The organism is Microcoleus sp. Pol12B4 (assembly GCF_036701385.1).
GTDB lineage: Bacteria > Cyanobacteriota > Cyanobacteriia > Cyanobacteriales > Microcoleaceae > Microcoleus.
The window spans coordinates 9,641-24,905 of the sequence record NZ_JAUBQR010000086.1; the positions used below are offsets into that span (position 1 = coordinate 9,641).

Here is a 15,265-nt window from a genome sequence, read left to right on the forward strand (position 1 = left end):
GTCACTCAAGCTAATAATTTATCAAATACCATCCAGGAAAGTGCTTTTTCCAATCAATCATTTATTTCTGGACAGACCTTTCAAGCACTGCTGGAAGCATTGAAAGCCGGAACAACATTAAAAAAACTAGATGCTTCAGCCAACACGACAAGAGACATCAAAGGACAAGTGATGGGTGCGCTGCAACAAGCAGTTTCCGAAGTAAAAGAGCGCAATAGTTTGGAAGGGCATAGCAGTTCGGTCTATCGCGTAGCCTTTAGTCCCGATGGCAAGACATTGGCTTCTGCTAGCCATGACAACACCATCAAATTGTGGAACCTGCAAACCCAAAAACTGATCGCTACCCTCTCCGGGCATAACGATTGGGTCAGAAGCGTCGCCTTTAGTCCAGATGGCAAGACTTTGGCTTCTGCTAGCGCCGACAAGACCATCAAACTGTGGAACCTGCAAACCCAAAAAGTGATCGCTACCCTCTCCGGGCATAGCGAGTCGGTCAGAAGCGTCGCCTTTAGTCCAGATGGCAAGACTTTGGCTTCTGCTGGCGATGACAACACCATCAAATTGTGGAACCCGCAAACCCAAAAAGCCATCGCTACCCTCACCGGGCATAGCAAAGAGGTCTATAGCGTCGCCTTTAGTCCCGATGGCAAGACGTTGGCTTCTGCTAGCGATGACAACACCATCAAACTGTGGAACCTGCAAACCCAAAAAGCCATCGCCATCCTCACCGGGCATCGGAATTGGGTCAATAGCGTCGCCTTTAGTCCAGATGGCAAGACTTTGGCTTCTGCTAGCGCCGACAAGAGCATCAAACTGTGGGACGTGCAAACCCAAACAGCGATCGCTACCCTCACCGGGCATAGCAATTCGGTCAGTAGCGTCGCCTTTAGTCCAGATGGCAAGACTTTGGCTTCTGCAAGCTATGACAACACCATCAAACTGTGGAACCTGCAAACCAGATCCACCCTCACCGGGCATAGCAAAGAGGTCAATAGCGTCGCCTTTAGTCCAGATGGCAAGAGTTTGGCTTCTGCTAGCGCCGACAAGACCATCAAACTGTGGAACCTGCAAACCCAAAAAGCGATCGCGATCCTCACCGGGCATAGCAAAGAGGTCAATAGCGTCGCCTTTAGTCCAGATGACAAGAGTTTGGCTTCTGCTAGCGCCGACGGTACCATCAAACTGTGGAACCTGCAAACCCAAAAAGCGATCGCTACCCTCACCGGGCATAGCCGTTCGGTCTATAGCGTCGCCTTTAGTCCAGATGACAAGAGTTTGGCTTCTGCTAGCGGTGACAAGAGCATCAAACTGTGGAACCTGCAAACCCACAAACTGATCGCTACCCTCTCCGGGCATAGCAGTTCGGTCTATAGCGTCGCCTTTAGTCCAGATGGCAAGAGTTTGGCTTCTGCTAGCGCTGACGGTACCATCAAACTGTGGGACGTGCAAACCCAAAAACTCATCGCTACCCTCACCGGGCATAGCAAAGATGTCAATAGCGTCGCCTTTAGTCCAGATGGCAAGATTTTGGCTTCTGCTAGCGATGACAACACCATCAAACTGTGGAACCCGCCAACCCAAAAACTCATCGCTACCCTCACCGGGCATAGCGATTGGGTTTATAGCGTCGCCTTTAGTCCAGATGGCTTAACTTTGGCTTCTGCTAGCGGTGACAAGAGCATCAAACTGTGGGACGTACAAACCCGAAAAGCGATCGCCATCCTCACCGGGCATCGCAATTGGGTCTATAGCGTCGCCTTTAGTCCAGATGGCAAGACTTTGGCTTCTGCTAGCTATGACAACACCATCAAACTGTGGACTTCAAGGTCTTGGGATTTTGATAAACTGATGGCATTAGGCTGCGAGTCAATAAGTGATTATCTCAAAAACAACCCGAAAGCGACAGCAGAAGATAAACAGATGTGTTCTGATTACCTCAACCAAAAGTCCATCAAAAACGACTAGGCAAAAACAGCCCGCGAGCAAAATGCGCGCACTACATTTTTTTCACCACCACTTCCACCTTTTCCGTCGTCCATTCCTCACTGGCATCAGTCACAACCCTAATATTGCGCTGCGGGTTATCTTCATCCACAACCGCCGCCAATAATTCTCCCAACGCAGTAGTAGGATTTTTATCACCAATTCCTGGACGAGGTTGGTCTAAGGGTGGCAACTCTAATAACTCAAAATTCGTTGCATCCACAGTCGCAAATACTTTAATGACATCTACTCCTTCCTGATAATTTTTGGGTAATTCCATGTCTAAGCGCTTTTCTCTGGATTGTCCACGATCTACAACTTCGTAAGGCGCACCTTCAGGATAGAATTTGACAATACTCAAATCCGCCTGAAGTATCAAGGCAGAAATATTTAAAGTGCGATTGGATTCATTGTGAATTCGCACGATAACTCGTTCGCCTACTTCCAATACAGGAACATTACCATCAGCATTCAAAACTACCTGTTCGCGTTTTACTGATTTAATCAGTTCCACCTTAAGTTTCCCATTTAACGGAGCAAAAGCATCCTCATTATCCAGATCCAAAATAGTCTCATATCTGGCAACATGGATTAAGCGATCTATTAGCTTTTTGGTAGCTTCAGGTTCATCGACTTTGATCGGAAACAGAAGATTTTTGATAGGTTCTTTATTCGCATCCCAAATCCAATATTCCCCTTCATAATTCAGAGAAATAAAATAATCCACATTCTCATCTTTCTCTGCTTCCGAACAGAATTCTATCCAGCGATGACCTTCAACTTGCTCTTTTTTTGCTTTGAGGATATCTGGGAGCATTTCCACATTTACACCCGAAATTTGCGGTAACGGGTCAGGCAGAATAACCCGAACTTTCCGAATTTGTTTCAACCCTGGACTCAAATAGACAGCAGGGGAACCAATTTCAATCATTCCTTCTGCTAATTTATGATTGATTGTTCTGAAACCAAATAGCTGTGTTACTTCTGCCCAACAGTCGGATGCTCCCAGTTCTACTACTTTAACCGTAGCAATGCGCTGTTCGCTGTCCTCAAAATTCCGCGTCCCGAATCGAAAAATATCGAATTCTGCCCCTTTTTTAAGGCCGCTAGCTTCACCCATTTGCAATTGGACTCGGTTTTTGGTAATATCTACTTTCATCACCGGAGCGTTACGGCTAGCAACGACAGATTGACCGCCCAAAAAAGAGCGATTTGTCTCGCCAATCAACATCGGTGTTTGTCGTGGAAAGTCATTGTGAACTAGATTAGAAATGCGATCGTATAAGTTGTTAACAGGAATCTCTGTCCCGTATTCTCGCAAAGCTTTTAGTAAATAATAAGTTAAAGCGCCGTTGCGTTCCGTCCCTTCAAAAACCTTTTCATAAGCAAATTCCTGATCCCCACAAGCTGCTATTAAGGTATAACCTTTCGGTTCGGGTAACAAACCATTGACAACGGTAATATTGCGACTATTTTCTGTTGAAGTTTGCCAATTTTGGGCTAATTCCTGAAGCGGTGCGACTAAACTATCCGTAGGTCGAGGAGTGGTGTCAATAAAACCTTCACCGCGAATCCGGTCATCTCCGCTCATTTCTCTAGTTGCGCCACCGGAATGACAGCTATCGAGTACGAGGGTTACAACTAACTCTTTTGCCACCATTTCTTCCAGGAGTTTAGCCAACTCCAAATCGCGCAAATAGCGTGAGTTTGGTTGACCGATATCGCAGGGAACTAAGGCTTCATCTAAACCCATAGAACCCTTGAGGCTTTCAAAAATTGTTTTCGCCCGTCCCCCGTGTCCGGAGTAGTGAATATATACTCGGTCTTGAGGTTGGGCTTTGGCGGTTAGTTCTTTGAATTTGGCGACGATATTTTCATAAGTTGGTAGGAGTTCCGGGGGTTCTTGGGGTTGGTTGGGATTGTCGGAAGCAGTCGCGGTGAGTTTAATAATTTGGTCGGGTGTGAGGTTGAAGGTGTCTTTTAAATAGGTTTCGACGTTGTTAATATCTCGCACGCATCCCCGCAAGTTTTTGTAGTAGTTACCTTCTGGTAAGCGATGGGGGAAGTAGTAATTGATACCGATGAGGAGGGCGTAGAAGTTGGGGGTTTGGTTTGTCATGGTTGTTGGTGGGTAAGGGTTTGGGTAAAGTTTGATTTTTATATAGGAGTAAACTGGGGGTTTTTATGCAGTTTTTCCTCTAAAATTATCAAAGCTTCTTGCATAAGTCTCTGTTAATTTCCTGGGCTTCTTCATCTTTAGGATTAGGCTTGAGGTAATTGTCTATAAAATTGCAGCCCTCCTTAACTAAATAATCAAAATCCCACCTCCACAGTTTCACGGTGTTGTCATAACTGCCTGTTGCCAGCCGTTTGCCATCAGGGCTAAAACTGACAGCGGTAACCGAGTCTTTATGCCCACTGAGGGTTTTAATTTCCTTACCTGTGGTGGTATCCCACAGTTTCACAGTATTGTCAGCACTGCCAGAAGCTAGCAGCTTCTTGCCATCGGGGCTAAAACTAACATCCCAAACCCAGTATGTATGCCCGCTGAGGGTTTGAATTTCTTTGCCCGTGGTGGTATTCCACAGTTTCACAGTTCTGTCATTACTGCCAGAAGCTAGCAGCTTGCCATCAGGGCTGAAACTGACAGCCTTAACCACGCTTGTATGCCCGCTGAGGGTTTGAATTTCTTTGCCCGTGGTGGTATCCCACAGTTTCACAGTGGTGTCACTACTGCTAGTTGCCAGCCGCTTGCCATCGGGGGTGAAGCTGATCCCCAAAACCAGGTCTCTATGACCATTGAGGGTTTGAATTTCTTTCCATGTGGAGGTATCCCACAGTTTCACGGTTTTGTCAGCACTGCCAGAAGCTAGCAGCTTGCCATCAGGGCTGAAACTGATGACCCAAACTGCGTTTGTATGTCCGCTGAGAGTTTGAATTTCCTTGCTGGTGGAGGTATCCCACAGTTTCACGGTTTTGTCAGCACTGCCAGAAGCTAGCAGCTTGCCATCGGGGCTAAAACTGACACCATTAACTCGGTCTTTATGCCCAGTGAAGGTTTTGATTTGTTCGCCTGTGGAGGTATCCCACAGTTTTACAGTTTTGTCAACACTGCCAGAAGCTAGCAGCTTGCCATCGGGGCTGAAACTGATAACCCAAACCCAGTTTGTATGCCCGCTGAGGGTTTGAATTTGCTTGCCTGTAGTGGTATCCCACAGTTTTACAGTCTTGTCAGCACTGCCTGTTGCCAATCGCTTGCCATTAGGGCTGAAACTGACGCCACAAACCCCCTTTGTATGCCCAGTGAGGGTTTGAATTTTCTTGCCGGTGGTGGTATCCCACAGTTTCACAGTGGTGTCACTACTGCTAGTTGCCAGTATCTTGCCATTGGGGCTGAAGCTGACGCCACAAACCAGCTTTGTATGCCCAGTGAGGGTTGTGATTTGTTTGCCTGTAGTGGTGTCCCACAGTTTCACAGTTTTGTCACCACTACCAGAAGCCAGTATCTTGCCATTGGGGCTGAAGCTGACGCTATTAACATCGTTTGTATGTCCGCTGAGGGTTTTAATTTCCTTGCCTGTAGTGGTGTCCCACAGTTTTACAGTCTTGTCATAACTGCCAGAAGCTAGCAGCTTGCCATCAGGGCTAAAGCTGATGCTCCTAACCTCGTTTCCATGCCCAGTGAGGGTTTTGATTTGTTTGCCACTTTGGGTATCCCACAGTTTCACTGTATTGTCAGCACTACCAGTTACCAGCAGCTTGCTAATTGGGCTAAAGCTGATGCTTCTAACCTCTTTATGCTCAATGAGGGTTTTAATTTCCATGCCTGTGCTGATATTCCACAATTTCACTGTATTGTCAACACTGCCAGTTGCCAGCAGCTTGCTATCTGGGCTAAAGCTGACGCTTCTAACCTCGCCTGTATGGCCGGTGAAAGTTTTGATTTGTTTGCCACTTTGGGTATCCCACAGTTTCACTGTATTGTCAGCACTGCCAGTTGCCAGCAGCTTGCCATTGGGACTGAAACTGACAGCCAAAACGCTATTCGCGTGTCCGCCCAAAGTATTTGGTGCTGCCACATTGGAAACTGTATTTAATAATGACAGCTCTACTTGGGTGCGGGTATCAGCATCTACCCAAGGTGTGCGTCGCATTTGTACAACTGCTTTTAAACTTGTTTTGACAGCTTTTGGCTTATCATTCAAATTGGAATATTGAGCCAGAGCATTAATTTCAGTCATAGCAGCATTCCGCCAACCAACACTAGCGACTCCTGTTAAACTCAAAGCTATCAACGAAAAACCACTTAGCCCGATAATTGTCAGTTGCCTTCGGCGTTCCCGCACCTGTCTCTCTCTATTCCGTTCTTTAACGCTAACCTGAATAAAATCTCGCTCCTCCTGCGTCATCTCACCGGCACGTTGACGCAACCAATCTTCTGCCACAGTCAACGACGCACCCCGTAATAACCCTTCAGCATCATGGTTGTTATTTTTCCACTCTTGTAATGCCACCTTCAGCCTTTCTTGCCAAGTCCGAAACTGACGGTTTGCATTGATCAACTCGCGTAGCGTTCCCCATTCTCGAATCAGTGCTTCATGCACCACTTCTACTGTATCTTGCGGTTCTTGCCGGCCTGTGACTACCAAACGCGCTTGATATCCTGCTAAATAACTGACCAAATTCCAGTTATCTTCCCCCACTTCCGCACGGGTAGCAATGCGCCTGGTGTCTTCTGTTCCTTCCCCCGGACGCACTAATTGCACAAAAATTCGCTGTGCCTGCTTTTTATCTATTTCACTCAATTGTTGATAAACCTGTTCCGCATGATTAGCAATAGCTTTTTTCACCCCGCCAATTTCTTCATAAGCTTGGTGAGTTAATTCTCGGTTTATTTGCTTTTCCCACAACCGAGTTAAGGCAAATTCTAATAAGGGTAAATTCCCCGGTTCTTGCCCCACATCATCAAGAATGCGTTGGGTTAATTGTGCTTCTAATTCTACTTCCAATTTTTGAGCAGGTAATTCAATAGCTGCCTGTAATTCTTCCCGCTTCATCGAACTGAGTAACTGTGGAGTAAACTCTTGCAAAGCATCCCGCAACGGACGATAAGAAAGTACATAACCGTAAAAGTCAGCGCGTAGCGTCAAAACTAATGTAATATTTTCTTGACCAATCGCCGTTAGCAACTCATTAGCAAAACGTTCCTGTTCTTCCTTTACTTGACAAAGGGTGTACAGTTCCTCAAATTGGTCGGCCACTAACAACAAGCGTTTATCTGGGTTACGCTCTAAAATGCGAGATACAACTTGCTGTAAAGTGATTCTCCCATTTTGTAAGTCGCCGGCTAATCCTACCGCTTCCCGCAATTGTTGAGTTTCACCCGCTTCTGGTTCTAATTGCCGCACTAAGGCAGAAGCCAAAGGCAAAAACGGTTCTTTTCCGGGACGAAATGATTCAATTAACCAATTTCCTTCTTTTCGCAATTTGGGAATTAATCCTGCATACACCACAGAAGACTTTCCACTTCCACTTGGCCCAACGACAGCTACCAAGGGCTGCTTGTGGGTTACTTCCACTAAGTTATTGACAAATTTTTCTTGCCCAAAAAAGAAGTCTGCATCTTCTTCTTTAAATGCAGACAATCCTTGGTAAGGGTTAGGCGGAATCACATCTTCAAAAGCAATTATACCGTCATCAATCGGAGCATCTATTAAGTTCTTTTTCTTAAAAACAGGAGTTTCATGCTCTAGGAAACTCATCATCTGCGAACGCCCTAAGTCGTAGGCTTCTTCAATTTCATATCCTGCGGCAATCCCATCATAAAATGCCACCGCAAAGGCGACGGCTGCTTTATCACCCACGGCTCGATTCATGCCAATGACATAATTAACGTATTGGCTAATTGCCTCCGCCTGTACTTCGGAATAACAAGCATTGAGAATTACACAATCTACACCTTTTTTGGCAAACAATTTAAACATACTGGCGAGGGCGTTTGTCTGCACCAGCGCCATTTTTCCGGTATCGTCTTCTAGGACAATTCCATCGGCTCCAGCACCATGCCCGCAAAAGTGCACTATGTTGGGTTGATAATCTAAAATAGCTCGGTAAAAGTCACGGGAACGCACGGCCCATTTTTGTTCTAATTTATACTGATCTCGCTTATTTGCCCGTCGCAATCCTTCGTCAATTTCCCGGATCTCTTGCTCCAATCGCAGGGGAGCGGTATTGGTGGGATTGGCTGCCAGAATTAAAATTGTTTTGACTGTGTTGTTGTTAGTCATGAACTCGGGAATTGCTCGGGTTTTCTGGAGCTTTTACTTCTGTTTGCTTAAGGAGAGTTCTTTTACTTAAACTGATAAAGGTCTTTGTATTTCTATACGGTTCAGTCTTAGTATACCAAACTGGCAATAAAATCTTTGATGTGCGTTAAGTAAGTTTACACAGTCCCAGAATGTGAAGCTATCATAACCAGTGGGATTGATTTGCTTGAGTTCTTCAACAAATTTAACTGTGTTTGCTTTATTTCCGGTTCGATAGTAACTTTCTGGCGATTTAAATGTTACATACTTAGCAGCAGTTTTATGGGACGATCGCACTTTTTTAAAGAATGGTTAAGATTGCCGATGTGTAGCTAGGCATTCGTTAAGCTATTATATTGACGGGTTTTTACTCATCAGCTTCGCAGGTAAAGGATAATCAGCAATATTCTAGTTAACCATAGTCGGGAGACAAGTAATCATGGCAGAAATTGAAGTTATTGTAGAAAGTTTGTGGGAACTTGATGAGGATCAGCTAGCAGCACAAATTGGCGATCGCGCTCAAGCCATAGAGGATGATGCGGCTGGACGTGGAACAACAGGGATAGACCCAGCTTCCCTGGATTCTATTGATGTGAATGTTGCCGCTAGAGCATCGATCGATCTCAGGTTCCTAGAAGCTGGCCAGCGGTTGTTCGATCGCGTAAACCCCTTAGTTTACGAGCTGATGTGCAAACCCCTAGGAAACGATCCACAGACTCAGAAAATCCTCGATGAAGCGATCGGCCAGAATTACACTAAAGCTGCTGGGATGTTAAGTCCTGTTCTAATCTCTGGACTGGGACTTGCTCCTGCTATTGCTACTCTCCTCGCTACCTTGATTATCAAAAAGATTGCCAATTATAGCGCTACTTCAATTTGTGACAATTGGAAGCAAAACCTGCCCAAACCCACAAGCTGAGCTATCAACGGAACTTCCACCGAAGGCGGAGGAAGTTCTGTTCCAGGTTTGGTGAACTCGATCGCGCTAAGACCTCAAGCCATTTGTTCGCGGGTTTTGAGAGCGACAATTCCGTCCGGCTTCAAACCTTTTTTCTGCTGAAATTCCTTGACGGCTGTATCTGTTGCCGGCCCAAATTCACCATCAACCCCAACTACAACGCCAGCCTTTTTCAAGCCTTCCTGAAGCTTGATTACATCTGAGCCTTCCATTCTGGGCATCGCCAAGCGCAACGTTCTGGGCTTGTCATCCCACGGCGCTTTAGCAAACCCTTGAGCAGGCGATCGATTAAGTGCATCCTCGGTTTGGGGGCCAAAGCCACCATCCTCGCTAATCTTTGCATCCGGGTTGTTCTGATTCCAAAGCTGCTGAAATGCGAGTATTGAGTTAGTGCGAAGATCGATCGTCCCGTCGCCTATGTAGTCGAAGTGAGGCGGATCGCCCGGTAATGGCTGCCAGCCATATTGCATCAAATAAGATTCCCAGCCTCTGGCATCTTCAATGTCGAGCGCTAGCCCTGTTTGGTGATTGCTGGTGCCTGGTGGCGCTACAGGATTAGAGTTGTTGAAGCGATCGTTATACAATAACATTTGCTGGGCGATCGTGCGGTAAGCAGAGTTCACCTCCATCGTTTGACCTCGATCTTGAATGGCTCTCTGAAGTGCCTCTTTTGCCGAGGTTTGTACGTAGGGAAAAGCTGCATCCAGCAAGTCTACATTAAGGTCATCAAAACTGACAAAGGCATCTGGCATCATCAGTTGTAATTGATAAATCAACTGTTGAGATAAGCCATTTACCACCGCAGTCGAAGACATGGGGGCATCTTGGAGCAATCCTGGGAAACTGCCTCTAACTTCCAACATATCCCGTTGGACAAATTCTTCACAGGCTTCGATAATTACAGGTTGATTAAATACAATGTCGCTTGAGTTAGTCATGGTTTTATCCAATCAATTTGAATTTGGTCAGTCCTGGATTCATAAACTCTATCCGTAGGCGATGCACACCGCACCTTACCTCCACAGAGCTTGTGAAAATTACTTAATTGTGTCAGTCTAATTGGTTACACAATCGATTTTATAGTCCCAATTCTTTGCGTGTGTGGACACCGACAACACCATCCGCCGTTAGGCTTTTTTGCTGTTGAAACTGTCGCACAGCACGATCGGTGTCTTTACCAAAAACGCCATCTGCTGAAACATTTATTCCTGCTGCGATCAGCGCTTCTTGCACTTGACGCACATCCTCACCTTGCATTATTGGCTCGGTAAGTGTGAGAACCCGAACTTCAGGCATTCCTAAAAACAGAGCTTGCTCGGCCAAGCGCCTGCGTGTCAGCCCTGGCCAGGGTTCACCATTGACTTTATTCCACACAGGAAACTGATTGGCTGCTCCTTGATAATCTCCGTTGTTCAATAGCTTCAGAAGAGTTGAACCTCCAAAACCTTCAGTTCCTGGGCCCACATTGAAACAAAAGCAAACCAGTGCAGAAAACTGGTTGTCATCGATCTCAACTTCAACGGCATCCTCAACATAGGATTCAAACTTTTCTAAATCTTCCCTCAGCAATTCTTCTGCTTGCGTTTGGCTAATAGTCAGTTCTGGATAAACATCATCGCCCGTGTGTCCGTAACCAATTGTCCAAACTCCACCGCCATCATCATAAGCAGTGAGTTCACATCCTTCAAAGGTAGTGAGAAGCTTGAAACCTTCTTGATTGATATGCTTTGAACCTCTGCCTTCTACCACATCAGGAGGTTGTTCGTCTGGAGGATGAATATGATATGTTTTAGCCACACTGAAGCTTAAAGCATCAATTAATGCTTTTACTTGCCCATTAGTCTCCGTGACTTTAATAGCTAGGTCGTCTTTGATTTCGTATACGCGACCATCGCCGAAGAGTTCCAACAATCTTTTTGGCATTTGAGTTTTTCCTTTTTACAAGGTAGGTTCATTCAAAAGAGGCACCTTGAAGATCCGAACGCAAAACTTTTGGCTATTTTGAAAATGAGCGAAAAGACTCTATTAATTAATGATTTCGATCAAAAGTCTTAGCTTGACGGGTAATTTGGTTATTATATAGGTCTGTTCCACACTAATGTTCGCGATTGGCGCAAACCTTTACAAAATTTAATTCACCTTGACAATCGGCTTACCGAATATCTCTGATTCACTACGCGCAGTTTTGGCTCATATTCCGCAGATCTAACTCATCTTATTGCAATAGTCCGGGCTGTTTTTAATTCGCAGTCTGAAACCAGGGATTTCCGGGAAAGTAACTCGATATGTAAAGCTACCATCAAAAAAGCGATCGCTTCGTCAGGACTTACGCAAAAAGTGCTTTGACTCGCCGCGAATTATAGGGGCTTCAGTCCTCGGATTTTATGAGGACTGAAGTCCGAACGATCGAACCAGTTTTACTGTTCTTAGCTACACAATGTAAGGAGAATCGATCGCCTTTGCCCGATTAATCGCCACCAATGTCTGGTAAATCAAAGCCGAAATCTCAGCGCGGGTAATGTCCCGAAGCGGCGAAAGCCAATCGCGGGAAGGATAATTAACCACAATCTTCAAAGCAGTTGCTGTGGCGATCGCACTCAAAGCATAATTAGGAATTTGAGAACGATCGATGTAAACTTTCAAAGAATCAGGATTGCCGCCCTTGAGTTCCAAACCGTTAACCAAAGACACGATCGCGTCAGCCTTAGTCAAATTCTGATTCGGGCCGAACTTCAACCCCGGAAACCCCGCCAAAAACCCCCCCCGATTTGCCCGTTCGATCGCACTTCTCGCCCAAAAAGTAGCAGAAACATCAATAAAATTTGTAGCCGGCACCCTCGGAATCGGACTAAATGCACTCACCAACAGCGCCGCATATTGAGCACGGTTTAAACTGTCATCAGGCCGAAAAGAACCGTCAGGAAAACCGCTAATTATATTCGCCGCAGCCAAAGCTTCAATAAACTTCTGTGCCCAATGTCCAGAAATATCGCTGAACACCGCACCCCCGATATTCGGATTGCCGCCGCCCTTTCTCACCGCAGCTTGCACAGCTTTAAAAGCATTCACTTTCCCGTAACCAAACCAATCGCTGCGGCCGTTGTTAGGATCGTAATTTCCCATGCGATTGCCCAACTGGGGATCGGGATCGGGATCGACAATTTTTTCAGCAGTTTGTTCGAGAATTCCCCGCACTTCCCGCGCCGTCAAACGGGGGTTAGCCGAAAGTATCAACCCTGCAACCCCAGCGACTACTGGAGTGGCGCTGGAAGTACCGCCAAAAGTATCAGTATAGTCCCCCCAGTCGTAGCCCCGATCGCCCACTCGATCGGCAGTAAACACCCCCAAACCGGGCAAATACTGCGTCACCTCCGGCGGCGTGCCGATATATCCGGTTTCTGGCAACCAAGTTCCCGGCGGCGCGTTGTTGCTGGGGGCGCAAACCGAGATGCTGGTGCCCCAATTGCTGTAAGCTGCTTTTTTGTTGAGGGAAGTGGAAGCGCTGACGGCAATTACGTCGGGGTGGACGGCAAATCCGTTTAGCCATCTAGTTTGACCCTCCACGACGTTGTTGGGCCAGTTTTTCTCGTTAACAGTACCGTTGACTGGGCGGTTGGCATTCCCCGCAGCGAACAGAATAACGCAGCCTCTGCCCCCCCGCCCTTGGGTTGCTGCTTTGGTGATGACGGCACTCTGCCGCAGGGAAAGCGGATAGTAAACTGCAGCAGGCCCCCAACTGCAAGAAATGACGGCGGCCCCTTTTTCGATCGCCCAATTAAATATTTTTTCGACAGAATTGTCATCGAGAAAACCCGTGGTACGAATGGGCATCAGGGCGCAGCCGGGGGCGACGCCCACAATGCCTTTGCCGTTTTCTTCAGCAACGGCGACGCCGGCGCAACTTGTGCCGTGGTTGTCTGAGTCCGCTACGGGCATCGGGGAAGTATCGCCGTCTTTTAAATCGATGGGTGAGACGATTTTGCCTTGGCCTTGAAAATCTGGGTGGGTGATGTCAACTGAATCGTCGGCGATCGCAATTACGATCGATCGAACTCCGCGAGTCATGTTCCAAGCTGGTTCTGCATAAATTTGAGCACCGCCGACAAGTTCGTTGCCGCCTTTGTTATTGAGATACCACTGTTTGGGATAAAGCGGATCGCGGGGCGTGTAATGCTGCTGCGTCTCTACTAAAATGTTGGGTTCAGCGATCAGAACTTCTGGATATCTTGTCAGGCGGTTGGCAATTTTGACCGGGTTTTCTGTTGCTTGTTTGGTGACTTCGCAGACGAAAGTGTTGGGAATTCCTTCTACTGGCCGGACTATTTTTAAAGCTGCTGCATTGGCGATCGTCTTTCGCGATTGTTCATCTACTTGTTCGCCAAATTGAATCGTAATTTGGTCGGTTAAATAAAAGAATGTACTCGGATTGTTCGCGGGGCAATAGACGTGGCTGGCAAAAGCTACGGCATCGCTGGCGCGGGCTGCTTGCATTGCTGCTTCTAGGCGATCGGGTGCAACGAGATATTCTTCGAGATCACTTTGGGCGATGCGGCGGTTAAGTTTTGCCCCATTTGTTGCAGCCCAATCGTTTGAGGCTGATGCTGTTGATGAGGGGCGGACTGTAAAGCGATCGTCCGCTTTTGACAGCAGCAATTCATCGCCGCCGCGCTGCAAAATCACTGCCAGACTTTCATCTGGGACTCCAATTCCTTGATAATTTTGGAGACTGTCGGAGGTGGGTTTGCTTGGTTCTAGCATCAGAAATGTTCCTGTTTAATTTGGATGTAGATTTATCACACATATTTATAAGCTGTCAGGGAGGTTTTTGCCATGAGGGGTTTGAAACTGTAACTAACAGCGGTAGGGTGCGCCATAAGCACCTTCTATCACTCCATTAGTACCCTTCTGCTGGGACGAAAGTTTGTCTAGTAGCGGTTTCAACCGCCGATTTTTCTCTTGTTCTTCGATCGCGACGAGTTAGTCAGATAAACACACCAGGATTAACATTAAAAAATTCTCCCAGCGCCTTAGCTTGGGCTTTGCTAATCGCCCGTTTACCATTAATCACCTCAGAGACTACTCCTTTGGAACCAATCACGCTCACTAAATCGGCTTGTTTTAGTTCGCGAACTTCGATTAGGTGTAATAAAATATCCCTGGGAGTCGCTTCTGGAATTGGGTAATATTTGGCTTCGTATTCTTCGATCAACAGCGCCCAGAGGCTCAGTAAAGTTTCTTCTTCTACGGTTAATTCTTCCTGGGACATTAGGGATTCGACTTCCGCGAGGGCGAGATCATAATCTTCTTCGTTCAGGATGGGCTTAGGCTGCGATTTCGCCAATAGTTGACCGTAAGCTGTTCTTTCAATTGTGATATTCATGGTTCATTCCATTTTTGAATTAGACAGGGAGCTGAACGTAGAAGGTGGGTGTTTGTTTCTCGGTATCATACTTTTGGCGTTTGGGGTGAATGTTTGGGATTTGTTGAATGCGTCAGGGAATCGGCACGGATTTCCCGATATATTTAGGTGAGAAATTAACCTAGTTGTTCTTGGACTTCATCTCGATCGTTCCAGTTAATTTTGCTATATTCGGCATGGGTTAAAATTTTTTTGAAAAATATAATTCTGGTTTTATAGTTAATTTGTACAATTAATCGATACTGATTGCCTTTAATATTAAATATGGTATATCCATAGACTTGATCGACCGATCGCGAATATCCGTTTCGCACTTCTTCTAGGGATTGCCAATCGTTGTCTTTGATTAGCTGGTACCAGGATTCGATCGCACTCTGGGCATCCGGGTATGGTTCGATCGCACTCTGCTGATTTTTCTTAGAAATCAGTCTCATAGATCGTTTCTCAACTACAATCCTATGTTCTCATTTTGAGAACACTTAGTCAATTCCCTACTTTGATTTTTCCAAGAGAGGCTTTTTCGCGCACCCTTTGACATTTCAACAAATTTGGTTTACACTTAGCCGGTTGCGATCGCCAATGGTAAGATCGGCTCAAGCT

9 protein-coding genes are annotated in these 15,265 nt (G+C 46.3%); 2 read left to right on the forward strand and 7 right to left on the reverse strand.

Features of this window, described 5'->3' with window-relative positions; all coding sequences use genetic code 11:
• On the forward strand, positions 1–1,965 hold a 1,965-nt coding region (locus QUA38_RS13880; protein WP_333162631.1), incomplete at its 5' end, for a WD40 repeat domain-containing protein.
• Positions 1,966–1,996: 31 nt separating this feature from the next.
• On the opposite strand, the gene QUA38_RS13885 is transcribed toward QUA38_RS13880, so the two are convergent.
• Together QUA38_RS13885 and QUA38_RS13890 are read right to left on the reverse strand one after the other, a co-directional pair.
• Entirely contained in the window at positions 1,997–4,102 is a 2,106-nt protein-coding gene (locus tag QUA38_RS13885) for a caspase family protein (protein ID WP_333162633.1), read from the reverse strand.
• 88 nt (positions 4,103–4,190) lie between these two features.
• Positions 4,191–8,270 carry a WD40 repeat domain-containing protein gene (locus tag QUA38_RS13890; RefSeq protein ID WP_333162635.1) on the reverse strand — a complete coding sequence of 1,360 codons (4,080 nt, stop codon included), beginning with the start codon at positions 8,268–8,270 and terminating at the stop codon, positions 4,191–4,193.
• 457 nt (positions 8,271–8,727) lie between these two features.
• Here QUA38_RS13890 and QUA38_RS13895 point away from each other — a divergent pair, with 457 nt between their 5' ends.
• A complete protein-coding gene (locus QUA38_RS13895) occupies positions 8,728–9,207 on the forward strand; it encodes a hypothetical protein (protein WP_333162637.1) in 480 nt (159 codons plus the stop codon).
• A gap of 74 nt (positions 9,208–9,281) precedes the next feature.
• On the opposite strand, the gene QUA38_RS13900 is transcribed toward QUA38_RS13895, so the two are convergent.
• From QUA38_RS13900 to QUA38_RS13920, 5 genes are all read right to left on the reverse strand, one after another.
• Positions 9,282–10,184, reverse strand: coding sequence for a peptidoglycan-binding protein (locus QUA38_RS13900; protein WP_333162639.1), 903 nt, complete (start codon positions 10,182–10,184; stop codon positions 9,282–9,284).
• A gap of 139 nt (positions 10,185–10,323) precedes the next feature.
• Positions 10,324–11,169 (reverse strand): glycoside hydrolase family protein, encoded by an 846-nt coding sequence (locus tag QUA38_RS13905; RefSeq protein ID WP_333162641.1) that lies wholly within the window; start codon positions 11,167–11,169, stop codon positions 10,324–10,326.
• 507 nt (positions 11,170–11,676) lie between these two features.
• Positions 11,677–14,004, reverse strand: coding sequence for a S8 family serine peptidase (locus tag QUA38_RS13910; RefSeq protein WP_333162642.1), 2,328 nt, complete (start codon positions 14,002–14,004; stop codon positions 11,677–11,679).
• Positions 14,005–14,227: 223 nt separating this feature from the next.
• Positions 14,228–14,626, reverse strand: coding sequence for a transcriptional regulator (locus QUA38_RS13915; protein ID WP_333162644.1), 399 nt, complete (start codon positions 14,624–14,626; stop codon positions 14,228–14,230).
• Positions 14,627–14,781: 155 nt separating this feature from the next.
• A complete protein-coding gene (locus QUA38_RS13920) occupies positions 14,782–15,099 on the reverse strand; it encodes a type II toxin-antitoxin system HigB family toxin (RefSeq protein ID WP_333162646.1) in 318 nt (105 codons plus the stop codon).
• Between the last annotated feature and the right edge of the window lie 166 nt (positions 15,100–15,265).

Excerpts from the sequence above, each read along its gene's own strand:
- QUA38_RS13910 (WP_333162642.1), bottom strand. The coding sequence starts at position 14,004 with ATGCTAGAACCAAGCAAACCCACCTCCGACAGTCTCCAAAATTATCAA.
- QUA38_RS13915 (WP_333162644.1), bottom strand. The coding sequence starts at position 14,626 with ATGAATATCACAATTGAAAGAACAGCTTACGGTCAACTATTGGCGAAA.
- QUA38_RS13885 (WP_333162633.1), bottom strand. The coding sequence starts at position 4,102 with ATGACAAACCAAACCCCCAACTTCTACGCCCTCCTCATCGGTATCAAT.
- QUA38_RS13900 (WP_333162639.1), bottom strand. The coding sequence starts at position 10,184 with ATGACTAACTCAAGCGACATTGTATTTAATCAACCTGTAATTATCGAA.
- QUA38_RS13905 (WP_333162641.1), bottom strand. The coding sequence starts at position 11,169 with ATGCCAAAAAGATTGTTGGAACTCTTCGGCGATGGTCGCGTATACGAA.
- QUA38_RS13920 (WP_333162646.1), bottom strand. The coding sequence starts at position 15,099 with ATGAGACTGATTTCTAAGAAAAATCAGCAGAGTGCGATCGAACCATAC.
- QUA38_RS13890 (WP_333162635.1), bottom strand. The coding sequence starts at position 8,270 with ATGACTAACAACAACACAGTCAAAACAATTTTAATTCTGGCAGCCAAT.
- QUA38_RS13895 (WP_333162637.1), top strand. The coding sequence starts at position 8,728 with ATGGCAGAAATTGAAGTTATTGTAGAAAGTTTGTGGGAACTTGATGAG.